Consider the following 24,368-nt stretch of genomic DNA (forward strand, 5'->3'; position numbering starts at 1 on the left):
CCATGAGTAAAAAAGGTCGATAATGGCAGTCACCCTTGATCAGACGATCGCGCACAAGCAGCACACCTTGCTGAGCAAGGTGTTTGCCAGCCAGACCTTCTGGGTGGTGATCGCGGTCATCCTCGCCTGCCTGTTCCTGTCCGTGGCCACGGATTCCTTCGCCACGACCAAGAACCTCTACAACATCACCCGCAACATCACCTTCGTCGCCATCGTGGCGCTCGGCATGACCTTCGTCATCATCACCGGCGGTATCGACCTGTCGGTCGGCTCGGTGCTTTGCCTGTGCTCGATGGTGCTGGCCGTGACCATGCATGCCGGCTACGGCATCGAGACCGGCATTGCCGCAGCGATCGCGACGGCGCTGATCATCGGCGCCTTCAACGGGGTTCTGATCGCTTATCTCGGCTTTCCGCCCTTCGTGGTGACGCTTGGCATGCTCTCGATCGCACGCAGCCTTGCCATGGTCGCCTCCAACAACACCGTCGTCTTCCAGTTCGGGCCGGACCACGACAAGCTGCTGGCGCTTGGCGGCGGCGCCTGGGTGTTCGGCATCGCCAATCCGGTGCTCTATATGATCGTACTGGCGATGATCACCGGCTTCGTGCTGCGCTGGACGAAATTCGGCCGGCACATCTTCGCCATCGGCGGCAACGAGCATGCGGCGACGCTGACCGGCGTTCCGGTGCGCCAGATCAAGGTTGTCGTCTACATGATCTCGGCACTGGCGGCGGGCCTTGCCGGCATCATCCAGACCGGCTGGCTGGGCGCGGTCACCACAAATCTCGGCAACGGCATGGAGCTTCAGGTGATCGCCGCCACCGTCATCGGTGGCGCCAACCTGGCCGGCGGCATGGGCACAGCCTTCGGCGCAGTCGTTGGCGCGGCGCTGATCGAGGTCATCCGCAACAGCCTCGGCCTGCTCGGCATCAATGCCTTCTGGCAAGGCGTGTTCATCGGCGGCGCCATCCTGCTCGCCGTGCTGTTCGACCGCATCCGCAATTTCAGGCGTAACGACTGAACTTTTCCGCCGTCGGGGCAAAGTTGCTTCGCTGGCAAAAGTCCTTGCTCAGCCTCGAAGGGAGTGCCGGTTGCCGTCGACCGCACCGGTCTTGCCATACCGGCCTGGAAACGCTCGCCTTCTTCCTATCGCCGAGTCTGAAAATCCGCCGCTGCGGCGCATGGCCGGCGCCCGGGCGTGCACATCCGTCTTGACGCAAGCCCGAACTGAGCCGCACAATCGCTCGCAGCAGGCGAAGGGAGGCCAGTCGCCTGCGGGAGGATATACCCATGACGGAAGCGATCAGGCTCTACTGGGGCCGGTTCGGACATGTTTCTGTCCTGAACGTCGCCAGCGACTTCGTCACCCATGCCCATGTCGAGGCGCATATCATCATCTGGCTGGAAGGCACGGCCGGCGAGATGACCATCGGCCGCGAGACGGTGCGGCTTGGACCGGGCACCGCCGCCGGCATCAATTCCTTCCAGCCGCACAGCCACGCTCTGTCCCGCGACGGCACGCCCGGCCTGTTCCTCGCCTTTTACATCGATCCGGACTGGGCTCGAAGGCGCCGCGAGCTGCCTTCCTCGGCGCCGCTGTTCTCCGCCCCGGCAATCACGCTCGAGCCTTGGCTGCACAAGGCAGCGGCCAACCTTCTCGACCATCTCAGCGACAATGAGAGCATCGACGACATCGCCAATTACGAGATCGAGCGCTTCATCGACAGCGTGCTCGATGCCGCCCACGCCTGCGCACCGCAGACGGTGCGCGCCCGCGTCAACACCATGCAGGATTTTCGCGTCCGCAAGGCGATCCAGCTGATGAAAGCCAATGTCTGCGAGCGCATCTGCTTCGACGACGTGGCGCGCAGCGTCGGCCTGTCGCGGCCGCATTTCTTCGCCCTGTTCAAGGAACAGACCAATCTGACGCCCAACGTCTATTGGAACACGCTGCGCATGGAGGAAGCGGTGCGGCAATTGCAGTGGTCGCAGGAGCCGCTGATCTCGGTCGCCTGCAATCTCGGCTTCACCACCCAGGGCAATTTCTCGCGCTTCTTCCGCGACCATGTCGGCGTTCCGCCGACGCTTTACCGCGAGGCGGCGCGGGCGATCAGCTGAGCGCCCGTTTTTCAGACTAATTGATAGGCGTTCAAGACGCATTGATAAGCGCCGCCGAGTCTGCCGCCCTACCCTCCCAAGCAGCTGATTTGCAAGGGAACGATCATATGGCGAAAGTCACCATCTCCAGCGTCATCGACGCGCCGGTCGAAAAGGTCTGGGCACGCATACGCGACTTCAACGGTCTGCCGACCTGGCATCCGCGCATGGTCGAAAGCCACATTGAGGACGGCAAGGACGCCGGCACGATCGGCTGCGTACGCAATTTCCAGCTCGCCAGCGGCGCCCGCCTCCGCGAAAAGCTGCTCGATTTCTCCGACGAGAATTTCCTCGTCAGCTACTCCATCCTGGAGACGCCGCAACCGCTTACCAACCACAAGGCGACGCTGCAGTTGCGGCGGGTGACCGACGGCGACCGCACCTATGCCGAATGGACCGCCAGCTTCGACGCCCCTCCCGAAGAAGCCGACAAGTTGGCCGAAGGCATGGGCGCCAACGTCTTCCAGGGCGGCTTCAACGCCCTGAAGGCCCATTTCGCCGGCAAGGTTGAACTGAATTGAGCTGACAAACAGGAGCGTTCCATGGCGCTTGCACTGCAGACTTTCCCGACGGTGAAGGACGCTGGCGCGGCGCTGAAGGCCGCCGGCACCCGCTATCTCGGTGGCGGCACACTGGTCGTGCGCGCCGCCAACGAAGGCGACGTGTCGATTTCCGGTTTCATCCGGTCGACCGAACCGGCGCTGTCGATCATCCGCATTTCCGGCGGCGAGGTCCGCATCGGCGCTTCGGTGACCATGGCGGCGATCGCCCGTCACCCGGATCTCGCTCCACTGGCCCACGCCGCGCGCGCCGTCGGCGGACCGGCGATCCGCAACATGGCTACGGTCGGCGGCAATCTCTTCGCGCCAACGCCTTACGGCGATTTCACCGTTGCACTGCTGGCGTTGGACGCAACCGTCACCACCGACTACGGCGAGCTGCCGATCGAAACCTTTCTGGCAAAGCGCGAGAGCAATCACGCCATCGTCACTGCGGTCGGCTTCACGCTTCCGAAGGAAGGCGGTTTTCGCTTCCTGAAAGTGTCGCGGGTCAAGCCAAAGGGCGTCTCGGTGCTGAGCATCGCCACCATGCTGGAACACACGCCGGACGGCACTGTCACGTCAGCGCGGATCGCGCTCGGCTGCATGGCCGACCGGCCGATCCGTGCCAGGACGGCGGAGAAAGCCTTGATTGGCCGCAAACTCACCGCAGACGGCATCGCACCGGCACTGGCCGTTGCCCACGACGGCACTTCGCCGCCAACCGATCCGATCGCCAGTGCCTGGTATCGCAACGAAGTCCTGCCGGTCCATCTCGGCCGGCTGCTGCTCGCCTGAAAGCCCTGGCTGCGGCGCAAGGAGTAATAAAGATGGCGAAGGTCCCGGTTCAGTTCACGCTCAATGGTGCCGAAAAGGCCGAGTTCATCGACAGCGGCACGACGCTGCTTCACGCGCTGCGCGACAAGATCGGCGACACCTCGCCAAAAGGCGGCTGCCATCAAGGCACTTGCGGCGCCTGCACGGTCATCATCGATGGCGAGCTCAGGCTGTCCTGCCTGACGTTGGCCGAGACCTGCAACGGTGCGGCCGTCACCACGACGTCGGGGCTTTCGGAAGGCGGCGTGCTGCATCCGCTGCAACGCGCTTTCCTCGATGCTTTTGCCACGCAATGCGGTTTCTGCACGCCGGGCATGATCATGGCAGCCAAGGTACTGCTCGATCACACGCCGAACCCCAGCCGCGAGGACGTGGTCGAGGCGCTGTCGGGCAATATCTGCCGCTGCACCGGTTACGAGCCGATCATCCAGGCGGTGCTGACCGCCGCGCGCTCCAATTCGCAGAACGCGGTTTGAGGGAGTTAAGAAAATGGAACTCCGCAAGAGCTATTTCGCCGACCAGCGCAAGGACGATCTGCACGAGATCGGCCAGCCGCGGCCGCGTTCGGATTCACCCGGCCATGTCACTGGCAAGACCACCTATTTCGCCGACCGCAATTTTCCCGGCATGCTGCACCTGAAGATGGTGCGCAGCCCGCACCATCACGCCCGCATACGCAGCATCGATACGTCCGAGGCGGAAAAGCATCCGGGTGTCGTCAAGGTGCTGACCGCCAAGGATGTGCCGCACAATGTCTACACCATCCTGATCCTGATCCAGATCGGGCCGGAGGACGAGACGGTGCTGGCTGACGGCAAGGTGCGCTGGAAGGGCGAGGCGGTGGTGGCGGTGCTGGCCGAGACCGAGCGCGCCGCGCAGGAAGCCGCCGCCAAGGTCAAGGTCGACTACGAGGTGCTGCCGGCCGTCTTCGACATGGAGGAAGCGCTGAAGCCCGACGCGCCGATCGTCAACGAGTATCACGGCCGGAACTATTACCTCTACGACAGCGGCGAATGCCGCAAGGTGCGCTTTGGCGATGTCGAGGCAGGCTTTGCCACAGCCGACCACGTGCTCGAACAGACCTATCAGTCCTCGCCGATCGAGCATGCGCCGACCGAGACGACCGGCTGCATCGTCGCACCGGAGGGCAACGACCGCTTCACCTGCTACACCAACACGCAGGCGATGTTCTTCACGCTCGACAACGCCTCGATCATCCTGCAGATGCCCGGCAACAAGCTGCATTTCGTCGGCGGCACCGTCGGCGGCGGTTTTGGCGGCAAGGTCGACGTCATCGTCGAGCCGATCGCCATCCTCGGCGCCAAACTAACCGGACGACCGGTTTGTTTTGTCTATAGCCGCGAGGAGGAGATGCAGATTTCCTCGCCGCGCGCCGCCGAGAAGGTCGTCATCAAGGACGGCGTCATGAACGACGGCCGCATCGTGGCGCGGAAAGTGACCGGCTACACCGATGCCGGCGCCTATTCGCGCCATTCGCCCTACGGCGCGCAGAAGGGCGCCGGGCATTATCCTGGCCCGTATACGATCCCGAATGTCTGGATCGACACCTACTGCGTCTACACCAACCGTACCCCGTCCTCGGCGATGCGCGGTTTCGGCGTCACCATCGGCGACTTCGCGCTGGAGGTGCAGATGGACAAGCTCGCCCGGCTGATCGGCATGGACCCTCTCGAATTCCGCTTCATCAACGCCTACCGCGACGGCGACATGAAGGCACACCGGCAGCCGACGGAGGGGGCGGCGCTGATCGAGTGCATGCAGGAAGCCTCGCGCGCCGCCAACTGGCCAGTGGCGGAGAAGTTCATGACGATGTCGTCTTACGCGAAGGGAGCTTGAGATGGCGATCAGGCGCGGACGCGGCGTCGCCGCGATCAATTATCCGACCGGCATGAATCTCGGCGGCGACCCGACGCAGGCGCTGGTGCATTCGACGCCGACCGGCAATTTCATGGTCACGCTCTCCAGCGTCGACCTGGGCCAGGGCATGAAGCAGATCATGGCACAGATCTGCGCCGAGACGATCGGCGTACCGACCGACCGCGTCGTCGTCGACACCGCCGACACCGACACCGGCCCGCACTGCATGGGCACCTTCGCCTCGCGCGGCACGCATCGGGCCGGCAATGCGGTCATCCAGGCCGCCAGGGAAGCCCGCCAGGTGATGCTGGAAGTGGCGGCCGAGGAACTTGAGGTAAACGCCTCGGACCTCGAGACCGATGGCGAGGGCAACATCCTGGTCAAGGGCGCGCCGCAAAGATCGATCTCGATCTTCGATGTCGCGCTGTCGGCGCATTTCAAGCGCGGCCGTTCGATTTCCGGCCGCGGCATGTTTTTGATCCCCCGCTCCTATCCGGAGAAAGAGACCGGAGCGATGAAGCCGTCTACCTGCTACGCCCATGCCTGCACGGTGGCGGAGGTCGAGGTCGACGACGAGACCGGCGAGGTCACCGTGCTGACGGTAAAGAACGTGTTTGAGATCGGCCGCGCGCTGAACCCGAAAATGGTCGAGCAGCAACTCGTTGGCGGCTCGTGGATGGGCATCAGCCATGCGCTCTACGAAACGACCGAGCCCTATTATCCCAACCGCGACCATGGCGGCACCGACTTCAACCAATATCTGATGCCGGGTCCTGGCGATCTCGCGCAAACCGAGATCATCGTGCTGGAACGGCCCTCGGCGGACGGGCCGTATGGCGCCAAGGGGCCGGGCGAAATGTGCGCCAACCCGCAGATCCCGGCGGTTGCCAATGCCGTCTTCGACGCTGTCGGTGTGCGCATCGATACGCTGCCGATCACGCCGGAGCGCATCCTGCGGGCGCTGAAGGCGCAAGCCCCGAACTGAGTGCTGAAAATGCCCAAGAGAAGCGCTGAGACAGTCGCGACCTCGCCTGAGGCGGTGGCGTCGCGCCTCGCCGCCTCGCGCTATCTCGCCGATGAAAGCCTGGCCACCGCCATCTTCCTGGCGATCAGGCTGGGAAAGCCGCTGCTGCTCGAAGGCGCACCCGGCGTCGGCAAGACGGAAGCTGCGAAGGCGATTGCAGAGGTGCTCGGGCGCGACCTGGTGCGGCTGCAATGCTACGAGGGCATCGACGCCGCACATGCGCTCTACGAATGGAATTACCAGCGCCAGTTGCTCGCCATCCGCCATGCCGGTGAGCACGAGGTCGACATCTACGACGACCGCTTTCTCATCGCGCGGCCGCTGCTGCAGGTGCTGAAAGCGCCGGAAAAGCGCGTGCTGCTGGTCGACGAAATCGACCGTTCCGACCATGAATTCGAAGCGCTGCTGCTGGAGTTCCTGTCCGATTTCCAGATCAGCATTCCCGAGCGCGGCACCATTCGCGCGACGGCGCAGCCGATCGTCATCCTGACCTCGAACCGCACCCGTGAGCTTGCCGAAGCGCTGCGGCGGCGCTGCGTCTACCACTGGATCACCTATCCCGACGCCGGGCGCGAAGCCGAGATCATCATGCTGCGCACCGCCGATGTCGCCGAGGCCACGGCGCGCGCCGTGGCTGCCGCCGTGCGCGACATCCGCGCGCGTCCGCTGGCCAAGCCGCCCGGCATCGCCGAGGCGGTCGAATGGGCCAATGCCGCGACCATCCTCGAAAAGGGCGGCAGCCCATGGCCGGAAGCGTTCCGCCGTGCCATCGGCGTGCTGATCAAGGACGAGGAGGATCTATCCTGCATCGCGCCCGAGCTCGGCAAGATTGTCGAGGAGGCGCTGGCGTGAGCCCCGCGGCTCTGCCTCGAGGGGCGACGCCCTTCCTCGGCTTCGGCCGGCTGCTGCGCCGCTATGGCTTTTCAGTGGCGCCCGAGCAGGTCTCCGGCTTCATGCAAGCGGTGACGCTGCTTGGGCCGCGCTCGATGGCCGACATCCGCGAAGCGGCGCTCGCCACGCTGGCGCCGCCGCCCGACCGCCGCGACGAATTCGAGGCGCATTTTCGGAGCCATTTCTATGGCAGCACCGCGGCAGTGGTCGGAGGCGAGGCCGACGAGGAAACCCGCATCAAGGATGACGGCGAAACCAGCGAACAAGAAATCGAGGTGGTCCGCCAGGAGCAAGGCGGCGAACTGTCTTCGGCCAGCGAACAGTTGAGCGTCCGCGAATTCAGCCGCGATAGCGACGGGCTTGCCGCCTTCCGCCGCAAGCTCGCCACCGCTTTGCCCGCCCGCCGCTCCTTCCGCACGGTGCGCACGCATGCGCGCGGCAAGCTCGACCTGCGCCGCTCGCTGCGCGAAATCGTCAGTGCCGACGGCGATATCCCCTCGCCGCTGCTGCGCCGGCGGCAGACAGTGCCACGCAAGCTACTCATCCTGATCGACGTGTCGGGCTCGATGAAGCTCTACACCTCAGACTATCTCAAGCTGGCGCATGCGGCCGTGCAAGGCGCCGACCGGGCGGAGGTCTTCACTTTCGGCACACGACTGACCCGTATCACCTCGGCGCTGCGCATTCGCGACCGCGACCAGGCGCTGGCCCGCGCCGCTGCCCAGGTCGACGACTGGGACGGCGGCACCCGCATGGGACCGACACTGCTTGCCTTCCTCTCGGTGCCGCGTTTTTCGGCCTTTGCGCGCGGGGCGGCGATCGTCATCCTGTCGGATGCGCTGGAGCGCGGCGATCATGCCGAGCTGGAGACGGCGATGCGCCGGCTGAGCGCCCGCGCCTTTCGGCTTTCGCTGGCGACGCCGTTGGCCGGCGATCCACGCTTTCGGCCGGCGACGGCAGCGCTTCGCGCCATCCTGCCAGTGCTCGACGACCTGGTCGACGGTTCGTCGATCGCCGGCCTCACCGATTTCATCCTGTCGCTCGCCCGCCCAGCCCCGGCGGCCGCGGCAATCTGGAGGAGGGTTTCGTGATGCAGAAGGCGATCGACGCGCATTTCCACATCTGGCGCCAAAAGGACCAGCCCTGGCTGGTCGGGCCGATGGTGCCGCGCATCTTCGGACCGTATGAGCCGATCCGCCGCGACTATCCTATCGGGGAATTCCTCGCCGACCAGCAAGGCTCGGGCGTCGAGAAGGCGGTCTATGTCCAGACCAACTGGGCCAAGGAGGATTTCGAGAATGAGGTCGCCTTCCTGCAGAAAACCGCGGAAGAAACCGGCTGGCCGCACGCCATCGTCGGCTATGCCGACATGACCGTGGACGACGTGCGTTCCCAGATCGACCGGCTGATCAAATACCCCCTGCTGCGCGGCGTGCGCATGCAGCTGCACTGGCACGAAATGCCGGCCTTCCGCTTCGCTGGCTCGGCCGATCAGGTCATCGACCCGAAGGTGCGGGCCAATGTGGCGCGTCTGAAGGACTACGGCTTGTCCTTCGACCTGCAGCTTTTCCCCGCCCAGATGAAGGACGGGCTGACGCTTGTCGGCGAGAACCCCGAGACCAATTTCATCCTCACCCACGCCGGCATGCTGACCGACATGGAGCCAGAGACCACCGAGGCCTGGAAAGCCGGCCTGCGCACGCTGTCAGCGGCCCCCAACCTCTATGCAAAACTGTCCGGCCTCGGCACCTTCGTCCACCGCAACGACCCGGCGCTGATCAGCTATATCGTCGACGCCGCCATCGACATCCTCGGCAGCAATCATTTGATGTTCGGATCGAACTTCCCGATCGAGAAACTGTGGACCAGCCACGCCGAGCTGATCAGGGCGCACAGGGAAGCGGTGGGCAAGCACGGCGCGGCGGCAGAGGCCGACATCTTCTGGAACACGGCGGAGAAGGTTTATCGGCCGGTGTAGCGCGCATTCGCTTCTCCCCCTGTGGGAGAAGGTGGATCGGCGCGCAGCGCCGAGACGGATGAGGGGTGCTGGAAGAAACTCGGCGGTGGAAATCTAGGCAATTTGAAGCACTTACGTCTCCAGGCTAGCGATCCTTCCGGCACCCCTCATCCGACCGAGCTTCGCTCGGCCACCTTCTCCCACAAGGGGAGAAGGGAAGGCGCCGCACCTCACCTCACCTCGAACTCCGGATCGACCGGAATCTGCAGCGCTGTCACCATCTGGTTGGTCTGCCCGGCCAGCCCGATGATCGACACCAGCTCGCCATGCTGCGCTTCGGTCATGCCCTTGGCGCGGGCGGCGGCGGTGTGGGAGTGAACGCAATAGGAGCAGCCATTGGCTGTCGAGACGGCGATGTAGATCATCTCCTTGGTCAGCGGGTCGATGACGCTGTCCGCGACCATCACCGCCTTGAGCTGTTCCCACACCCGCTTCAGCGAGACCGGATCATTGGCCAGCCCGCGCCAGAAATTATTGACGAAATCGGATTTGCGCGTCGCGCGGATGTCGTCGAACACGGCCTTCACAGCGGGAATCGCCTCGACCTCGGCATCGGTCAGAAGTCTTGTGGTGGCCATGGGCAGGCTCCTTTCGGTTTGAATCGATGAGAGAGGTCGTTGAATCGGCTTGGTAGCGAATGCGGCTAACTTGCTCTGGTGATTCACGTTTTGCAGGCCGGCCCAGAACCCTGGAAATGCAGAGGCCCTCACCGTCGTCATCCTGGGGTCTGCGCCGCGTCGCTGCGCTCCTTGCTTCGCCCCTCGATGACGAATGGACTGGTGACTCCGCCAATTGTCGAAGTACGCATCGCCTGGAACCTAATGAACCGCCGCATACATGATCTTCTCCTCCGTCGCCTCGGCCGGCGAGAACTCCTCGACGATGCGGCCTTGCCGGCAGACCAGGATGCGGTCGGACAGGTTCATGATCTCCGGCAGGTAGGACGAGATGACGACGACGGCCAGGCCCTCATCGGCCAGCCGGTTGATGATCTGGTGGATCTCGGCGATGGCGCCGACATCGACGCCGCGCGTCGGCTCGTCGAAGATGACGATGCGCGGTTTCTGCACCAGCCCCTTGCCGATCACCACCTTCTGCTGGTTGCCGCCCGAGAGCTCGACCACCCGGGCATTGTCGTTGATGGCCTTGACGTTCAGCGTCTTGGTCCATTCCGCCGACAGCGCCCGCATCTCCTGCGCATTGACCACCCAGCCCTTTTCCCGCCCGGCCGCCAGGAAGCCGCCGAACAGGTTCTCGGCAACGTCCATCGTCTCGAAAATCCCCTCGCTCTTGCGGTCTTCGGTGACATAGACGATGCCGTCCGCCACCGCCTCGCTCGGCACGAGATAGCGCACCGGCTTATCGTCCAGCTCGATGGTGCCGCCGCGCAGGAAGTCGCGCTTGTAGATGCCGGAGACGATCTTGAACGTCTCGGTGCGACCCGAGCCGATCAGCCCGAAGACGCCGGTGATCTGGCCCTCGAAGATCGAGAAGGAATTGTTGCGCACGACATTGCTCATCGAGATGTCCTGCACCGACAGCACCTTCTTGCCGGCCTTGCGCAGCCTGGTCTCGTCGCGCTGGCTGTAGAGCTGTCCCGACAGCGTCCGCCCGACCATGGCGGCGACGATCCTGTCGCGATCGAAGGCGGCGGTATCGTCGGTGATCACCAGTTCGCCGTCGCGCAGGATGGTGATGCGGTCGGCGATATCGAGCGCTTCCTCGAGCGCATGGCTGATGAAGACGATCGACACACCCCTTGCCTTGAGCCGACGGATCAGGGCGAAGAAGTGCCGCTTTTCCTCCGGCGTCAGCGTCGCCGTCGGCTCGTCGAAGATGATGATCTCGGCATTGTGGTGGACGGCGCGCGCGATCTCGACCATCTGCCGTTTGGCCGCGCCCAGCGTCGCCACCATGGCGTTCGGGTCGACCGGAAAGTTCAACGACTGAAGGAACTGCTGCGCCGAGATGTAGGTGCCGCGCAGCCGGTTGAGAAAGCGCTCGGTGCCGAGATAGAGGTTCTGCGCCACCGTCATCGACGGCACCAGGCTGGTCTCCTGGAACACCATGGCGATGCCGGCTTGAAGTGCCGCGTGCGGCGAGGCGTAGGCGATCTCCTGCCCGTTGTGGAACATCTTTCCTGATGTCGCGTCGACGACGCCGGCGATGATCTTGGTCAGCGTCGATTTTCCCGCGCCATTCTCGCCGAGCAGCGCGTGGATCTCGCCCTTGCGCAGCTCGAAGCTGACATTCTTCACCGCGGGCACGCCGCGATAGGTCTTGGTCACGTTCTCCAGGCGGACGATCGGTTCCATCAGCGATGTCCTCCTGGACCCAAGTCGATGGCCAGCAGGCAATCGCCGCCTTTCGAGGCAATGAACAGGCGACCGTCTTTCTCCGCCACGCTGCAGATGCCGTGGCGCGTGCCGTTGGCGCGGCTGTGCAGGCTGAATTGCGGCCGCATCTCCCGGTCGAGCCTGACCACCAGCCCGTAGGAGCGGCTCGGCGACCATGGCTTGTGGATGCCCATGGTGCGAATGCCGCCGCATTGCAGCGGCTCGAGGAAGCTGCGGTTGGAGGCGAGCGCCGGCGCGATCCAGTGTTGGGGTGACACTTGCGCCAACATGTCGTTCCGATAGTGCGTTTCCTGCAGCACGAATTCGATCAGCCGGTTCCGGGGCGCAAACAGCGCCAGCCAGACGCCGCCATCGGCGGCAGGCGAAAGCCGAGAGGGATAGCCGGGCAGATGCGCCAGCACCGTCGAGCGGCTGCCTGTCGCGCCGTCGAAGCGGATAAGTTGGTGCCGCCAGCTCTCGCTGACCAACACATCCTTGCCGGTTGGATGCAGCCCATAGGGAAAGGCGATGTCACCGGCGAGCTTGCGGAATTCGCTGCCTGCCGGTTCGCGCTTCCACAGCGAACCAGAAGCGCCCTTCTTCATCAGATCGGCGGCCCATTGCGACGGCCCGTGTTCGGCCGAGCCATTGGTCAGCCAAAGCGTGCCATCTTCTGCGTAGGCGAGCGCTGTGATGCAGCGGATTTCGGCCGGTAGCGGAGCGTCCTTACCCGCGATCAACAGCCTGCCGTTTTCGAGCCCGACCGTCAGTTCCCCGGCGGGCGAGCGCGCGAGCGCTGTGACCGGGGACGGAAATGTCTCGACTATCGTCGGCGCGGCACCGGCGGCGAGCGCATAGACGGCATTGCCGCTGGCCGCCAGCAACCGGTCCTTATCGATCAGCAGATTGTCAGGCTCCGGCAGTTCAACAAAAGCCGGAGCATCGTCCAGCAGCGTATTCGGCCTGAAGGCGCCATCGAGCGGCGGGATTGTCACCGCCTTGCCGCGAAAGATGTCAAGGATCGGGTCCAGCATCATGGCTTCGCTCCCCAATAGGAAGCGGGGCTGGTCCAGTTCGGGTCGGCACCGGCAATCCGGTAGCGGCCGATCCGATTGTTGAGGATGCCGCCGACGAACAGATTGCCTTTGTGCTCGCGCATCGAGGTGACCATCGGATGCGCGGCGCCCGACAGGTCGCCCATCGCTTCGACGATGCCGCCCTTCTCGTTGAATTTGACCACACCGCCGGTGTTGATGTTGGGGAACAGCCATTCGTCCTGCGGCAGCCGGCGCGTCATGCGCTTGCGCATGTCGGGATGGCGCAGCGACAGGTCGAAGCTCGGCGTGCGCATGCCGAGCCAGGCCATCCAGTAGTTGCCGTCGGAGGCGCGGTTGATGTTGTCGGGGTAGCCCGGCATGTCGCGGATGACGCATTCGGCGGTGCCTGCTTTCGGCCCTTCCAGCCAGTAGCGGTGCACGCGGCAGGCCCAGCTTTCGGCAAAGAACAGCGACTTGCCATCATGCGCCATGCACACGCCGTTGGTGTAGCGGTAGCCGTCGAGCAATGTCTTCGTCGAACCGTTCTTCGGGTCATAGACGAGCAGCCGTCCGGTGGCGCGGTTCTCGATCGAGTCCAGCGCCCAGTCGTGCGCGTCATAGCGCTTGGTGGAATCGGTGAAGTAGATGCGGCCGTCCGGCGCGATATCGCAGTCATTGGGGTCGCGCAGCCGCGCATCGTCGACGATCGAAGTCCAGGAGCGCGACGTTTCCGCCGATAGCCGCTTTACCTCCCGCTCCGGCGAGACCGAATAAAGGCCCATCGCGCCGACGCAGCTGATCAGATTGCCTGTTTTGTCAAAGGCCAGGCCCAGTGGAAAGCCGCCAATATGCGCAAAGACCTCCGAGCGTTTGTAGTCCGGCGCAAAGAAACGGACGATCTCGCCATGCCTGGTGCCGCAATAGAGATGGTCGTCGCGGTCGAGGATGACGTCTTCCGGCCCTTCCAGCTCGCCGAGCCCGATATGGTCAGCCTCCGACAGCCGGTTGTCGAGCTCGTAAGGCGTGCCCGAGCCCGGTGCGGCCGACTGCGTTGCCCCCATCTTCAAATAGACCGGTGCGACATAGACCTCGTCCAGCACCTTGTGGCGGTTCTTCAGCCAGCGGATGTCGATGGTGACCGCCACGGCCAGCATGATGCCCAGCACCATCTGGTTGGTGCCGGTGCCATAGCCCAGCCGGATCAGCCCGTTGGTCATCGTCAGCACGATGATCGCGCCCATCAGCCCCTTGATCACCGAACCGCGGCCGCCGCCCAGGCTGACGCCGCCGACGACCGCCGCTGTCAGTGCCATGACCTCGAGGTTGAGGCCTGTGCCCGGCCCTGCCCCGCTCAGCCGGCAGGCGATGAGGAAGCCGCCGAGCGAGGCGCAAAAGCCGGAGAAGACATAGGTCATGAACACGGTGCGACGCACGCGGATGCCGGCATTGTGAGCCGATCGCCGCGACCCGCCCACCGCCTGCACATGCCAGCCGGGCCGCGAGCGTGTCAGCGCGACATGGGTGATGATGGCCAGGATAATCGCCGCCCACACCGCAACCGAAAGGCCCCAGAAGGTGTCGTCGCCGATAAAGTCCAGCACATCCGATGTGGCATCGGAAAGCTGGACGTCGGCGGCATAGGTGGTGACCAGTATGTCGAACAGCGCCCGCCCGAAGATGAAGGTGACCAGTGTCGTCAGGAAAGCGCGCAGCCTGAAATAGCCGATCAGATAGCCATTGATCGCGCCGAACAGCAGCCCGGTGGCGATCGAGGCGGCCAGCGCCAGCCATACCGATTGTTCGAGGATGAAAAAGACGAACACGGCGGAAAAGCAGGACAGCGCGAAGATCGAGCCGACCGAAAGGTCGATGCCGCCGCCGAGCATGACCACCGTCATGCCGGTGACGACCAGCGAGAACTCGCCGAGCTGGCGGGTCGATTCCTGCAGCGACATCGGCTTGAAGAAGCCGGGGATGATCGAACCGAACGTCGCCAGCGTCGCCACCAGCGCCAGGAACGGAATGGCGTTATCAGTCCAGCGTTTGCTTAGGATCTCGCCGACAAGGTGGTCGGGCACGAGATTGTAGCGCCAGGATTGAAGGCGTTCGCGAAAGGACATCGGTTGCTGCTGCCACTCAAGAGAGAAAGAGGCGGCCGAACAAGGTCCGGCCACCTCGTCGATGCTTGCAACGGACCCGCGGTTTACTTGGCCGCAGCTTGAGCTTGCAGTGCTTTCAAGTCCCAGCAGCTGTCCGGCTTGAGGTCGGCCTTGGTTGTCGCTTTCTCCAGCGTGTAGATGTAGGTGTGCGAGGTGCCGGCCGGCTGGCCACTCTGCAACAGGAATTTGATGACGGCGTTCATGTCGCCCGACTGGCGGGCAAGGTCGGTCATCACCACCGCGCCATAGGTGCCGTCCTGCAGCTTGTCGCAGTCGGCAGTCTTTTCGCCACCGCCGGTGGTGACCAGAAAGACTTTGCCCTCGAGCTTGGCATCGCGGATCGCAGCAGATGCGCCCGTCGCGTCGCCATCCCAGAAATCGATGATGGCGCAGATGTCCGGGTTCTGCTGCAGCATCGTCGTCGTCACGTTGCGCGAGGTCGTCGCATCCCAGTTCGAGTCAGGCTTGGCCACGACCTTGAAGTCCGGGTTCTTGTCCAGCACCTTCATGATGCCGGCATACTGGTACAAGCTCGACGAGTTGGCTTGGTCGCCCTGCACCAGCCCGATCTTCTTGGAGGAGTTCGGCCCACAACCCTTGATCGCCGCTTCGGCTTCCAGCTGGCCGAGCCGATCCCAGTCGCTGCCGACAAAGGCATCGGCCGGGAAGTTCGCCGGATTGTCGACCAGCAGGACATAGGTGCCGGCGGCCTGCGCCTTCTTCATCAGCTTGGCATAGGAGTTGAGGTCGGGCGAGTGGATGATCAGCACGTCCGGCCTGGTGTCCGACGAGATCGCGTCGGTTATCGCCTGCGCGCCGGCATCGACCACCCAGTTCGGGTCACGCGTCTCGAACACGCCGCCCCAGGCCTCGACCTCCGTCTTCAGGTAATGCGCCCAGCCCTGTGCCAGGTCGAAGCCCATCGCCATCGGCACCAGCATCACGCGCTTGCCCTTGAGCGCTTGCGAATAGGCGCCCGGACCCGGATCTTCGGCGGCAAAGCTTGGCGCCAGGAATGCGGAGACGGCAAGCGCTGCCGCGGCGGCCATAAATGTCCTGATGATTTTCATGTCACATCCTCTGGTTTGGTCGTTGTCGTTCGCGGTCGGCCCCAACCGTACGCGTCAGTCTAGATGTCGCCTTGCTGCGCGGTCTGCTCGTCGCGCGGATTGATGAACCCATCGACGATGATCGCCGCCAGCAGGATCGCCGCCTTGATCAGGTTCTGATAGAGCAGCGGAATGTCGATGATGGTCATGGCGTTGAGCAGGATGCCGATCAGCGCGGCCCCCACCAGCACGTTGCGCACCCCGCCCCGCCCGCCCGATAGGCCGATGCCGCCGATCACCGCCACCAGCACGATGTCGTAGAGCAGCGTGGAATTGACGATGCGGGTGTTGATCGAATGCAGGCTGGCGGCGGTGAGCAAGCCGGCAATCAGCGAGACCAAGGCCGACAACACGTAGCGCAGCACCAGCATCGGGCGCACTGGAATGCCGATATTGCGCGCCGCAACCGGGTTGTCGCCGGCGAAATAGACGTAGCGGCCCCATTTGGTGTAGCGCAGGAACAGGAAAAAGGCGAAAGCCAGCCCGGCGAAGACAAAAACCTCGACCGGGATGTCGAGGAACCGAAGCCCGCCCAGAAGCTCGACCCAATGGCCGGGCGGCACCGGCACGGCGTCCTGTGTGATCAATTGTGAGCGCACATAGCCGAAGACCAAGGACGCGGTCGCCAGCGTCACGAAGATCGCCGGAACCTCGGCGTAGGCGACCAAAATGCCGTTCAAAAGCCCGATGGCGAGAACGCCGGCTAGCACATAGGCGAAGGCCAGCCCGTCGGACATCCCCGAATTCAGCAATTGCAGATACCAGGCGACCGACATCGCCATGATCGCCACCGCCGACAGGTCGATGCCCCTGCCGATAATGACGACCGCCATGCCGAGCGCCAATATGCCCAGCACCGAGACCGAGCGCACGATGGCAACGAGATTGTTCGAATTGATAAACCCGGGCAGTCCGATCGCGGCGGCAATGAACAGCACGACCGCGATGGCAAAGACAATGCCCTCCTGGTTCAGGCTTCTCCAGTTTAGCCAGCCGGTCGCGTTCATTGCCCGCTTTCACCCGCGATGGCTACGCCCTGCTCCCTCTGCGGCCATCGGAACGAAAGCTAATCGGCTCAAGACCAATTCGTCAAATGAATCCGCGCATTGCAGGCCGGCTTGCGAGGAAATTCCGCGGTTGGACGCACCGATTGCGAGGCTGGCGCAATGCCTGGAACTCAAGCACTTTTGCAATTGATCGCGCTGATCGAACCGCTGGCGAAGGTTCGCTCCAGGACGAGCGGAGCAGGCAGAATTTATGTCCGCGCTCGCCGCGCAGCTTCTGCGTCAAATCCGCAAAACATGGCCCGAGACCTCGGCGCCGGCGGCCTTCGGCAACGCCAGAAAGCGGAACGAGGCGACGAGCCCGATTGCGCCGATCGCCAGGAAGGCAAGTCGGAAGTCGACGAGATCGAGCGCCGCAGCGCCTTTGGCGATCTGCGACAGGTTGAGCAGCGCCGCCGCGACCGCCACGCCGAACAGCATCGCCACCTGCTGCAGCATGCTGGACAACGTCGCCGCCGAGCTACGCTGCGGTGAGGCCACATCGGCGAAGGCCAGTGTGTTGAGCGCGGTGAACTGCATCGAACGCGACAGTCCGGCGATCAGCATCAGCACCACCACCAACGCTTGCGGCGTCTGCGGCGTAAGCGCCGCGCAGGCCATGATCGACAAAGAGGCGATCACTCCGTTGACGATCAGCACCGAACGGAAGCCGAACCGCCTCAGCGTCGGCGTCGTCACCGCCTTCATACCGAGATTGCCGAGGAAATAGGCCAGGACCATCATGCCAGCATCGACCGGGCTCAGGCCGAAGCCAACCTGGAACCAAAGCGGCAGCAGGAACGGCGTGGCGTTGATGGCGATGCGGAAAATCGTGCCGGCCGACAGCGTCGAGATGGCAAAGGTCTGCACCTTGAAAGCTGTGAGATCGAGCAGCGGATGGTTGGCGCGTCGCAGATGCCGCACCGCCAGCCAGCCGACCAAAATGCCCGTGGCGAGCAGTGCCACGGTCGGCAAGGCACCCTCTTCCGGATGCGCGATGCGCTCGAGGCCATAGAGCATCGCGGCGAGCCCCACCGAGGTCAGCAGGAAGCCCGGCCAGTCGAGCGGCTTGGCCCCGGCTTCGCGGTCGCCGGGAATGAAGCGGGCGACCAGCGCCAAACCGACGACCCCAAGGGGAATGTTGATGAAGAAATTCCAGTGCCAGGAGACATAGGTGGTGATGAAGCCGCCAAGCACCGGCCCGACCACCGGCGCAAACAGCGCCGGCCAGGTGATCAGCGCCGTAGCATTGAGAAGCTCGGACTTCGGCGCATTGCGCAGCACCAGGATGCGGCCGACCGGCGTCATCAGCGCACTACCCAGGCCCTGCACCGCGCGCGCGGCAACGAACTCGGCCAGGTTCTGCGAGACGCCGCAAATGATTGAGGCCAGCGTGAACAGGGCGATCGCCACGAGGAAGATGTTGCGCGCGCCGAAGCGGTCCGCGAGCCAGCCGGACAGTGGCACGAACACCGCCATGGTCAGCATATAGACGGTTATGCCGATGCTCATCGCCACCGCCGGCACGCCGAAGGATTCTCCCATCTGCGGCAGCGAGGTCGAGATGATGGTCGAATCCAGAAGCTGCATGAAGAAGGCGACGGCGACGATCAGCGCCACCCGCCGGGCTTGCCGCGCCGCCGGCGCGGTTTCGGGTAAGGCTTTGTCTTCGGGAATGGCGGTCATGCGTAGAACTGTCCGAAGGGGAATCTTCTCCCGCCCCATCGGCAGCCGCACAAATGTCCGGCAAACCGATGACGCACCGGTTTCAACAGCATTTGGCCGGTGCCGTCCAGACATGGACCAACAAACTTTCGTGTGGCATCGCAGCCGGCTATGCGATGACCTGGCCCTGCCGCCGAACCGGCGTTTTTACGATCCGCGATGGCGCTTCGCGCCACTGCCGGCGTGTCTCATGCGGCTTCGATCTTCTCCAGGAACAGGCTGAGCTGGTCCGGGTCCATGTGCACGACGTGCCTGTCTTCGGGATACGCCAGGCTGTTCACATCGGCGACATATTCGGAAAAGGCAGCGATGCGTTCGGCCTGCAGCCGATCGTATTCGGCGGCGAAATTGCGATAGACCTTGGAATGGCGCGGCATGTGGCCACGGTTCTGGCCGAGGATATCGTCTGCGAACAGGTATTGCGCATCGCAGCCGGTGCCCGCCCCCATAGACAACATGATCAGCGATGTGCGTTCCGAAATCGCCTTGGCCACCTCGACTGGCACCACCTCGATCTCGGCGCCGATCGCGCCGGCGGCCTCCAGTTGCTTCACCGCCTCGAACACCTGCATGGCGGTATCGGCGGTCTTGCCGACGGCCTTGAAGCCGCCGGTCCAGGTGGCGCGTGACGGGATGAGGCCGACATGCCCGATCACCGGAATTGCATCGTCGGCCATCCGTTTGATGGTGGCGTAGCCGGCGCTGCAATAGACCGCATCGGCGCTGGCCTTGTAGAGCCGGAACGCCCAGCGGACGAAATCATCGGCGGTGCCGATCTCGAAGAAATTCTCGCCCGGCATGGTGAACAGGCTGGGTGCCGCATCGCGATATTGCGGATTGAGCACCAGCTCCGGCGGCACCGAGACGATATCGACGCCGGCGCGTTCGGCGGCCTCGGCCTCGTCCATCGTCAGCACGCGCAGCATGGTCAGCTGCCGCTTGCCCTTCATGGCGCGCAGGTCGGCGACGGTCGGTCTTTTCCGGCTCATGGATTTTGGTCCCCTTTGCTACGTGACAGAAGGCCGGTCAGGCGATCTGGATCATCACCTTGCCAGCTTCCACCTTGACTGGATAGATCGCGAGATTGACACAGACGGGAGCCCCTTTGGCCTGGCCGGTCTTGTAATTGAAGCGGCCATTGTGCTTGGGGCATTCGATGATGTCGTCCATGACAAGCCCGTCGGCGAGATGCGCCTTCTCATGCGTGCAAAACCCGTCGGTGGCGAAAAACTCGTCGTCCGGCGAACGGTAGATCGCGAAGGTGCGGCCGGCATGGTCGAAGCGGATAACATCTTCCTCTTCGACATCGTCCACGGCGCACGCCTCGACCCAATCGGCCATTTCTGCTTCTCCTGAAATTTCTGCGTTGCGCCGGTGCGGTGCCTACTCAGCCGCTGCCGACATGTTCACTTCGTGGAACTCGCCACGATAGGGCCGTGCCGTCGGCGGCAATTCGCGCTTGAGGAAATAGTCCTCGTATTTGAGCTGCCTGAGCAGGACCGGCCAGACCTCGCGATAGGCATGCCATATCGACGGGTTCGGCTCCGGCAGATCGTGCTTGATCAATTCATGCAGCCTGGGCAGCGCGTGATAGGGTACCATCGGGAACATGTGATGCTCGACATGGTAGTTCATGTTCCAGTAGATGAACCGGCTGATCGGGTTCATGTAGACGGTCCTGGTGTTGAGCCGGTGGTCGACGACATTGTCGGCCAGACCGATATGCTGCAGCAGGCCGGTCAGCACCATGTGCCAGGTGCCGTAGAGGCGCGGCACGCCGATGAGCACCACCGGTATCCACGACCGCATGAAAACGGCGAGCGCGATCGTCGCGATGTAGATCGCCATATGCCAGCGCGCTGCGATGACGACCTTGTGCTGTTCCATCTCGGGAACGTAGCTTTTCTCGTCGGGCGTCAGCTTGCCGAACGCCTGGCGTACCAGCGCCGGAAGCGAATAGCGAAAATCGAGGATGCCGGTGAAAGCCAGCGCGGCACGCAGCAGGTCCGGCGGGCGCATCACGGCGATCTCGGCGTCGCGGCCGACGATGATCGTGTCTGTATGGTGCCGGGCATGGCTCCAGCGCCAGGTCACCGGATTACGCATCAGCATGAAGCTGGCGATCTGGTAGACGACATCGTTCATCCAGCGCGTGCGGAAAGCCGTGCCGTGGCCGCATTCGTGCCAACGCGAGTCGCTGGACGAGCCGTAGAGCACGCCGTAGACGAAGAAGAACGGCACGCACCACCAGGTGCCCCAGAAATAGATGGCGCCGGCGGCGGAGCCGAGGATGGCGACGATCCAGATGATCGTGTCGCGGATCGCCGGGCCATCTGAGCGCTGCATCAACTCCTTAATCGCCTTGCGGGGGACATCCGTGTGGTACCACTCCGCCGAGGCCAGTCCCGTCTCGATCGCCCTGCGCGTGCTTTCGCCGACCAGGCTGTAATCGCGCTTTACCGTGCCAGCCATTGTGACCTCCAATTCCCGATCGGCCGCGAACCCTCCCCGCTCCGGCCGGGACCAGCCTCCCAACTGGTGTCTCGTATCCTCTTCGCCATTATCACGACCTGCCTCCAAGAACAGGAAAACGGCCCGACGGCCGCGGATAATCCTGCTGCGGCTGTCTGGCAATCGCCGCGATCCGGCTCTCCGCATCGGCGATCTCGCCGGCGCCGTCGAGAACTCGGAACACTGCATCGTAGGCGCGGCTTTCGCCATGCTCCAGCCAGATCATCTCGCCGCGTTCGCGCGCGGCAAGATTTCCCAGCACATGATGCGTCGACGGCTCGATGCCAAGCGCGTACTGCCCAGCCTGGAAATTCTGCCATTGGTAGGCGCAGGGCAATTGGTCCTTGCGCGTGACCACCTCGAAGCCGAGGCCGAGCCTATCGTTGACCACCGCCACCGGGACTTCGCCGGTGCTGCCAGCGCCGAGCTCGTGCTGCCAGACCTGTTCGCTGAAACGCGGCTGCGGCGCCGGGACCGTGCGATAGCCGACCTTTTGCGCCTCATAACGCTCGCCGGCATGCCCGGCCCAAACGACATCCCTTATCGGCGCCAGATAGCGCGCGCCCTCGTCAAGCACCGGATGGCTGACATTGATGTGGTAGAAAAACATATGCGGTGTTCGGTTGAAACCGTGATTGACGACACGGTCCGAAAGCCGGATCTCGTTGCCGCCGACATCGGCCTCGATCCGCCGCAATAGATGCAGATCCTCGCCGAATACAGTCGATTGCTGGACGATGCCTTCGGCCCACAACACGCAGCGGTCGCCGTCCCAGGTCTCGCCGTAGCCACTCAGCCGCGCCGGGATGGTGCTGATGCGGCCGTGCAGCGAATGGCGCACCGTCTTCTTCGGCGGATAGTTGTAGGTGTCGGCGGGTACCTCGTTCATGAACAATATATGGTCGAGGCCGCAGGTCAGTAGAAGGCCGGAAAACGACCGCGCCCAGGCCAGCCCGTCCTCGCCTTCATACTCGTGCAGGCCGGGATTGCGAAAGCCGCTCGGCGAATGCCAGCCGATCGCCTGGCCCTTGAAGTCGCAATCGGCGATATCGAGCGCCCGGTCGACCAGCGCGGTGAAGCGCAGGCCCGAGCCGGTGCGGAATTCGAGCATGCGGATGCCGCGCTCGACGCCGTCGCCAAGCGTCATCAGTCGCACGCCGGCGAACTGCGACAGCATGCCCGAGCGTTCCGAGACCTGCCGGCGCGACAGCGTCTTGCCGTAAAGCTCTACCATGTGACGGCCAGTTCCTTCACTTTGCTCCCGTCCTTCACTTGGCTCTCGTCTCCTTGAGCAGGGCCGACATGTCGGCGCCGGTGATGATACTTTCCACGGTCAGCAGGTCGGTGTCGGCGACCGTCTGCTCGGCGACGATCTCGCCGCGCCGCATGACGATGATGCGGTCGGCGACCTGGAAGACGTGATGGATGTTGTGGGTGATCAAAAGCACCGAGTGACCGGCGTCGCGCACTTCCTTGACGAAGCGCAGCACGCCGTGCGTTTCCTCGACGCCGAGATTGTTGGTCGGCTCGTCGAGGATGATGACCTTGGCGGCGAATTGCATGGCGCGGGAAATGGCGATCGACTGGCGCTCGCCGCCCGACAGCGTGCTGACCAGCGCATCGGCGTCGAGCTTCTTCGAGATGCCGACGCGCTTCAAAAGTGCCGAGGCAGCATCGCGCAATTGGGCGAGATTGAGCGGCGCGAACACACCCAGCCATTTGAGGTTGACTGGCTCGCGGCCGAGGAAAAGATTGCGCGCGATGCTGAGGTCCGGTGCCAGCGAGGTATCCTGGTGGATGGTCTCGATGCCGAGATCCATCGCATCGCGCGTCGAGCGGATGGAGACCTTCTGGCCGCGCACATAGATGTCACCACGATCGACCGGAAAGACCCCGGAGATCGCCTTGATCAATGTCGATTTGCCGGCGCCGTTGTCGCCGAGCAAGGCCACCACTTCGCCCTCGTTGAGCGTGAACGACGCGCTCTTCAGGGCGCGGACGCTGCCGAAGGACTTTTGCAGGTTCTGCAGCCGAAGCACTTCCATGGTCAGCTCCTGGCGGCGTTCTTCTGCAGCAAAGCGTGCAGGATGAGCATGGCAAGGATGATGACGCCGACGAAGATGTTGTAGGCGAGCCCAGGCACGCCGATCAGCACGATGCCGTTGCGGATGCTGCGCAGCATCAGCGCGCCGACGATGGTGCCGAAAATGGTGCCTCGCCCACCGGTCAGCGCGGTGCCGCCGACCACCACCATGGCGATCACTTCGAGCTCGTAGCCGGTGCCTGCCACCGGCGAGGCGGCAGAAATGCGGAAGGCGCTGATCATGCCGGCGAGACCGGCCAGCACCGAGGTCAGGATGAGCAGCCAGATCTTGACCGCATCGGCCGGCACACCACGCGCCACGGCGGCGTTACGGTTCGAGCCGATGGCGCTGATCCAGTTGCCGAGCTTGGCGTAGCGCAGCACATAGATTGCCAGCAGCGACAGGCCGATGAACCACCACAGCGAGGTATAGAAACGGAACGTTCCGATATTGAAGCTGCCGGCCAGCAGCGTCACGAAGAACCCTGGCTGGTCCCAGGACTTCAGCGGAAAGCCTTGGGTGATGTAGAGGGCCGCGCCTCGCACCACCAGCAGCATCGACAGCGTCACCAGGAAGGAGGAGATGCCGATCTTGGTGACGATCAGCCCGTTGATCGCACCGATCGCTATGCAGAGCAGCAGGCCGGCCAGCAGCGCCACGCCAATATCCACCCCGCCGTTCTGCACCAGCAGCATGACGACAACCGGCGCCAGTCCGAACACAGCACCGACCGAAAGGTCGAACTCGCCCGCCGTCAGAAGCAGCGTCATGCCGAGCGCGATGATGCCGAGCTCGGGCAGGAACGCCATCATGTTGGAGATGTTGAGCGGCGACAGGAAGTTCGCATCGGCGATCGCGAACACCGCCAGCAGGACGATCAGGATGACGAGCGACGAGAACTGCGGCGAGCGGATCAGGCTCGACCTGCGTTTGGCACGCGGCATTTCCTCTTCTGCGGCAATTGTCATGACAGCTCGAACCATACGCCAGGGTGAGGCCCGCCGCCTGCGCGGCGAGCGTC

Annotated in this window: 23 protein-coding genes; 10 read left to right on the top strand and 13 right to left on the bottom strand. The window is 63.8% G+C overall.

Annotated elements, in window-relative coordinates:
• Nucleotides 1-22: 22 nt before the first annotated feature.
• The 10 genes from NKG95_RS04445 to NKG95_RS04490 all read left to right on the top strand — a co-directional run bounded on the left by NKG95_RS04445 (nt 23) and on the right by NKG95_RS04490 (nt 9,304).
• On the top strand, nt 23-1,021 hold the full coding sequence (locus NKG95_RS04445; RefSeq protein WP_023721258.1) for an ABC transporter permease: 999 nt from the start codon (nt 23-25) through the stop codon (nt 1,019-1,021).
• Between the two features lie 269 nt (nt 1,022-1,290).
• Entirely contained in the window at nt 1,291-2,118 is an 828-nt protein-coding gene (locus NKG95_RS04450) for an AraC family transcriptional regulator (RefSeq protein WP_353040040.1), read from the top strand.
• 107 nt (nt 2,119-2,225) lie between these two features.
• Nucleotides 2,226-2,678, top strand: a complete 453-nt coding sequence (locus tag NKG95_RS04455) for an SRPBCC family protein (RefSeq protein ID WP_352481579.1) — start codon at nt 2,226-2,228, stop codon at nt 2,676-2,678.
• 21 nt (nt 2,679-2,699) lie between these two features.
• Nucleotides 2,700-3,494, top strand: coding sequence for an FAD binding domain-containing protein (locus NKG95_RS04460; protein ID WP_353040041.1), 795 nt, complete (start codon nt 2,700-2,702; stop codon nt 3,492-3,494).
• A gap of 32 nt (nt 3,495-3,526) precedes the next feature.
• Nucleotides 3,527-4,009 (top strand): (2Fe-2S)-binding protein, encoded by a 483-nt coding sequence (locus tag NKG95_RS04465; RefSeq protein ID WP_352481581.1) that lies wholly within the window; start codon nt 3,527-3,529, stop codon nt 4,007-4,009.
• 13 nt (nt 4,010-4,022) lie between these two features.
• Nucleotides 4,023-5,390 (top strand): xanthine dehydrogenase family protein molybdopterin-binding subunit, encoded by a 1,368-nt coding sequence (locus NKG95_RS04470; protein WP_023721263.1) that lies wholly within the window; start codon nt 4,023-4,025, stop codon nt 5,388-5,390.
• A 1-nt stretch (nt 5,391) separates the two neighbouring features.
• Nucleotides 5,392-6,396: a xanthine dehydrogenase family protein molybdopterin-binding subunit gene (locus NKG95_RS04475; protein ID WP_023721264.1), complete on the top strand. Its 1,005-nt coding sequence runs from the start codon at nt 5,392-5,394 to the stop codon at nt 6,394-6,396.
• 9 nt (nt 6,397-6,405) lie between these two features.
• On the top strand, nt 6,406-7,287 hold the full coding sequence (locus NKG95_RS04480) for an AAA family ATPase (RefSeq protein ID WP_353040042.1): 882 nt from the start codon (nt 6,406-6,408) through the stop codon (nt 7,285-7,287).
• Nucleotides 7,284-8,417: a vWA domain-containing protein gene (locus NKG95_RS04485; RefSeq protein WP_352495770.1), complete on the top strand. Its 1,134-nt coding sequence runs from the start codon at nt 7,284-7,286 to the stop codon at nt 8,415-8,417. The genes NKG95_RS04480 and NKG95_RS04485 overlap by 4 nt, the downstream gene beginning before the upstream one ends.
• Entirely contained in the window at nt 8,417-9,304 is an 888-nt protein-coding gene (locus tag NKG95_RS04490) for an amidohydrolase family protein (protein ID WP_353040079.1), read from the top strand. The genes NKG95_RS04485 and NKG95_RS04490 overlap by 1 nt, the downstream gene beginning before the upstream one ends.
• Before the next feature lie 209 nt (nt 9,305-9,513).
• Here NKG95_RS04490 and NKG95_RS04495 read toward each other — a convergent pair whose 3' ends face one another.
• From NKG95_RS04495 to NKG95_RS04555, 13 genes are all read right to left on the bottom strand, one after another.
• Entirely contained in the window at nt 9,514-9,921 is a 408-nt protein-coding gene (locus NKG95_RS04495) for a carboxymuconolactone decarboxylase family protein (RefSeq protein ID WP_352481584.1), read from the bottom strand.
• Between the two features lie 240 nt (nt 9,922-10,161).
• Complete coding sequence (locus tag NKG95_RS04500; protein ID WP_353040043.1) at nt 10,162-11,658, bottom strand: sugar ABC transporter ATP-binding protein; 1,497 nt, start codon at nt 11,656-11,658, stop codon at nt 10,162-10,164.
• Nucleotides 11,658-12,716: a hypothetical protein gene (locus tag NKG95_RS04505; protein ID WP_353040044.1), complete on the bottom strand. Its 1,059-nt coding sequence runs from the start codon at nt 12,714-12,716 to the stop codon at nt 11,658-11,660. The genes NKG95_RS04500 and NKG95_RS04505 overlap by 1 nt, the downstream gene beginning before the upstream one ends.
• Nucleotides 12,713-14,836, bottom strand: a complete 2,124-nt coding sequence (locus tag NKG95_RS04510) for an ABC transporter permease (protein WP_353040045.1) — start codon at nt 14,834-14,836, stop codon at nt 12,713-12,715. Before NKG95_RS04510 ends, NKG95_RS04505 begins: the two co-directional genes overlap by 4 nt.
• A gap of 83 nt (nt 14,837-14,919) precedes the next feature.
• Nucleotides 14,920-15,945, bottom strand: coding sequence for a sugar ABC transporter substrate-binding protein (locus NKG95_RS04515; RefSeq protein ID WP_353021110.1), 1,026 nt, complete (start codon nt 15,943-15,945; stop codon nt 14,920-14,922).
• Nucleotides 15,946-16,004: 59 nt separating this feature from the next.
• Nucleotides 16,005-16,991 (bottom strand): ABC transporter permease, encoded by a 987-nt coding sequence (locus tag NKG95_RS04520; protein ID WP_352589799.1) that lies wholly within the window; start codon nt 16,989-16,991, stop codon nt 16,005-16,007.
• A 279-nt stretch (nt 16,992-17,270) separates the two neighbouring features.
• Nucleotides 17,271-18,713 carry a DHA2 family efflux MFS transporter permease subunit gene (locus NKG95_RS04525; protein ID WP_353040046.1) on the bottom strand — a complete coding sequence of 481 codons (1,443 nt, stop codon included), beginning with the start codon at nt 18,711-18,713 and terminating at the stop codon, nt 17,271-17,273.
• Between the two features lie 227 nt (nt 18,714-18,940).
• Entirely contained in the window at nt 18,941-19,741 is an 801-nt protein-coding gene (locus tag NKG95_RS04530; protein ID WP_023675787.1) for a 3-methyl-2-oxobutanoate hydroxymethyltransferase, read from the bottom strand.
• 37 nt (nt 19,742-19,778) lie between these two features.
• Complete coding sequence (locus tag NKG95_RS04535; protein WP_353040047.1) at nt 19,779-20,093, bottom strand: MocE family 2Fe-2S type ferredoxin; 315 nt, start codon at nt 20,091-20,093, stop codon at nt 19,779-19,781.
• 42 nt (nt 20,094-20,135) lie between these two features.
• Nucleotides 20,136-21,224 (bottom strand): fatty acid desaturase family protein, encoded by a 1,089-nt coding sequence (locus NKG95_RS04540; protein ID WP_353040048.1) that lies wholly within the window; start codon nt 21,222-21,224, stop codon nt 20,136-20,138.
• Between the two features lie 91 nt (nt 21,225-21,315).
• Nucleotides 21,316-22,497, bottom strand: a complete 1,182-nt coding sequence (locus tag NKG95_RS04545) for an aldose 1-epimerase family protein (protein ID WP_353040049.1) — start codon at nt 22,495-22,497, stop codon at nt 21,316-21,318.
• A 34-nt stretch (nt 22,498-22,531) separates the two neighbouring features.
• A complete protein-coding gene (locus NKG95_RS04550) occupies nt 22,532-23,314 on the bottom strand; it encodes an ATP-binding cassette domain-containing protein (RefSeq protein ID WP_353040080.1) in 783 nt (260 codons plus the stop codon).
• Nucleotides 23,311-24,315 carry an ABC transporter permease gene (locus NKG95_RS04555; RefSeq protein ID WP_353040050.1) on the bottom strand — a complete coding sequence of 335 codons (1,005 nt, stop codon included), beginning with the start codon at nt 24,313-24,315 and terminating at the stop codon, nt 23,311-23,313. Before NKG95_RS04555 ends, NKG95_RS04550 begins: the two co-directional genes overlap by 4 nt.
• Nucleotides 24,316-24,368: the final 53 nt, after the last annotated feature.

This window comes from Mesorhizobium sp. M1423 (assembly GCF_040317575.1).
Classification (GTDB): Bacteria; Pseudomonadota; Alphaproteobacteria; order Rhizobiales; family Rhizobiaceae; genus Mesorhizobium.